This is a genomic window from Candidatus Frankia alpina (genome assembly GCF_902806485.1).
Taxonomy (GTDB): Bacteria; Actinomycetota; Actinomycetes; order Frankiales; family Frankiaceae; genus Frankia; species Frankia alpina.
This window is the reverse complement of sequence record NZ_CADCWT010000490.1, coordinates 1-1,167: the sequence shown is the minus strand read 5'-3', so window position 1 is coordinate 1,167 and position 1,167 is coordinate 1. Positions and strand designations below refer to the sequence as shown.

Sequence of the window (1,167 nt, the reverse complement as noted above, 5' to 3'; positions counted from 1 at the left end):
CACCGTTCACGACCTCGCCGCCACCTTCGCCGAATGGGTCGACGACCCCGCCGTCATCACCCTCACCCCCGCCGCCACCGCCCTACGCCTTGCCCACGCCGAACGCATCGAGGTCCAGCTCCGCCCCGGCGGCCAGTTCCACGACATGCGCGAATGGGCCAACAAGCTCGCCGGCACCACCCTGCGCCTCGCCGGCCTACTCCACATGGCCTACCACCCGCGCGACGGCTGGCGCCGCCCGATCGACGCCGAGCAGATGGCCGCCGCTGTCCGCCTCGCCGACGTCCTCGCTGCCCACTACACCGCCGCCCAGCACACCATCACCGCCGACCCCGCCAGCGGCCCCGCCGGCCGCACCCTGCGCTTCCTCACCGACAAGAAGATCACCGACTTCACCCGCAGGGACCTGCACCGGCGCCTCATGCGCCAACTCCCCAAAGCCAGCGACGTCGCTGCCGTCTTGGACACCCTCACCACGCTCGGCTGGACCCGCCCACGCCCCGACGGCTGCTACGAGGTCCACCCCCGCGCCGCCGAGCTCCTCGACCACAGCGACGCCGTCACCGCCACCGTCAACAACGCCTTCACCGCAGGCCAGCCCGCCAGCAGGACCGGCGACGGCCGATGACAGCCCTGCCCGGCACGCACCGCGCCTGTCAGCGCTGTCAACACCGTGTCAACGGCCCCGTTGACAGCTCGGCACCCATGCTGACCAGCGGAAACGCCTGCGAAAAGGCCGGTTGTCAACGTGTCAACGCTGTCAACGGGTTCCGCCGTAAGAGCCGCTCAGGGTCTGGCTCGGCTGTCAACGCTGTCAACGGGTTGTCAACGGGGGGTGTTGACAGCGGTTCAGGGGTTCTGACCTGCGGCGATGGTCTCGTTGATGTTGGTTGTCAACGTGTCAACGCTGTCAACGGGTTCCGCGCACCACCAGAAGCGCTCTCGTCTTCTCGCCCGAACCAAAGCAGCCCCGGCGACCGCCGACCAAGCAACCCGCCGGGGCCGCACTTCAGAAGGAGCACCCCAAGGATGGCCACATCCACGCAGCAACGGAACCCCGCCGACAGGAAGACCACGCCGTCGTCTCAGCCGACGCGCCCTGGCCGTCGCGAACTACTTCCCCTCGCCTCCGTCCTCGCCGCACTTGGAGACGAGCACGGACCCCTG

General features: G+C 69.3%; 1 protein-coding gene. It reads left to right on the top strand.

All coding sequences use genetic code 11. The features are described 5' to 3' along the window. A partial coding sequence (locus G6R25_RS24120; protein WP_163554668.1) for a DUF3987 domain-containing protein occupies positions 1 to 628 on the top strand: 628 nt, incomplete at its 5' end. Positions 629 to 1,167: the final 539 nt, after the last annotated feature.